This is a genomic window from Polaromonas sp. P3_C2 (genome assembly GCF_056402675.1).
This window is the reverse complement of sequence record NZ_JBFUGX010000881.1, coordinates 1-1443: the sequence shown is the minus strand read 5'-3', so window position 1 is coordinate 1443 and position 1443 is coordinate 1. Positions and strand designations below refer to the sequence as shown.

The following is a 1443-nucleotide window of genomic DNA, read 5'->3' as shown; positions in this document are numbered from 1 at the left end:
GAAAGAAATCGCCATTCTGCTCAAGGACACGCGGGAAGGACTGAACGATGCCTACCTCCTCCTGGTGCTCCTCAGAAAGAACGATCCTTCCCTTCATCCGGAGTACTACATCGCATTTAACGAAGTTTTTCCGGGCAAGGTCATCATCGAAACTGTTTATAAAGACCCGGAAGAGCGGTGGGATCACAAGATTTTCATGAACACTGAAGAGAAAGTGGAAACCAGGTACAACAGCTTGAGAATTCTCCGGCCCGAACAGAGGGACACTGTGCTGGTTTACGATGAAAAATTCGACAGGATGAGGAAGTACATACAAGTTCCAAAGTCCGAGAAAAACAAGATCCCGTGAATAAATAGCGGCCGCATCTGCAAGCGTCCCCAAAACTTCACCCAGGCGTGACCGCGGTCCCGCGAGTTTTTTTCCCAGTCCGGGCGGAATTCCTTGCCGTCATGAAGCCCGGACCACAAATTGACGCACTGCCCGCGGTGAAAGCGCGTATCAACCGTGCAAGGCCTGGGCAAACAGCCGTCGTCCTACAGCTCAATGCCCGTCAAGGTAGGTTGGGCTTGCCCCATACAGCCAGGGCATATCCAGCAGCTTCTCACCCAACAGACGCATTGCGGTATCCCTGCCCCACCGCGACACCCCACTGGCGTGAAATATCTGCCCATTACGCAAAGCCCGCGCCTGCACGCGCGCATTGCGCTGCCAGCGGTTGAGCGCGTAGCGCTGCAGCATGGTGGGTACGTCAAACGCCGGGTCCAGCGCCTGGGCCAAAACATGGCCTAGCTCGGCGGCGTCTTCGATCGCCATGCCGGCGCCTTGCGCGAGGTAAGGCCGCATCGGATGGGCGGCGTCGCCCAATAAGGCCACACGGCCTACAGCGTGCTGGTGGGCACCCCGCATCGGCGCGCGGTCGTGCAGCACCCACAAGCGCCAGCCCCCGATGGCATCCAGTACCTCGCGCAGCGCGGCACAGCAGCCGGCCGTCGCCGCACCCAGATCGGAGGTGTTGGCACTGTGGTCCCAGAGGTCGGCTTCGGCAGCGGCTTCACCCTGCACGATGGCCACCACATTGAGCCATTCACCGCCGCGCACCGGGTACTGCACCACGTGCATGCGCGGCCCCAGCCAGACCGTGATCTGCCGGCTCCTGAGCAATTCAGGTAGATCGGATTGCCGCACCAGGGCACGGTAAGCCAGGTGGCCGGTGCGGCGTGGCAGACCGTCACCCAGCAGTTCCTGGCGCACTGTGCTCCAGATGCCGTCAGCACCTATGAGGGCGTCGCCTTCAATGCCAGGGCCGTCGTCGGCCTGCACCGTGACGGCTTGCGCGGTCTGGCTGAAGGACTGCAGAGGCCGGCTCAGATGCAGCTTCACGTCGGCGTGCTGCTGCACGGCCTGCAGCAGCAGGCCGTGAAGGTCGGCGCGATGAATGGAGA

2 protein-coding genes are annotated in these 1443 nt (G+C 61.1%); one reads left to right on the top strand and one right to left on the bottom strand.

All coding sequences use genetic code 11. The features are described from left to right. Positions 1 to 349 (top strand): hypothetical protein (locus AC1DWI_RS23010; protein ID WP_477725895.1); only part of this gene is annotated, 349 nt, incomplete at its 5' end. Positions 350 to 541: 192 nt separating this feature from the next. Here the strand turns inward: AC1DWI_RS23010 and AC1DWI_RS23005 are convergent. Continuing rightward, positions 542 to 1443 (bottom strand): FAD-dependent monooxygenase (locus AC1DWI_RS23005; protein WP_477725894.1); only part of this gene is annotated, 902 nt, incomplete at its 5' end.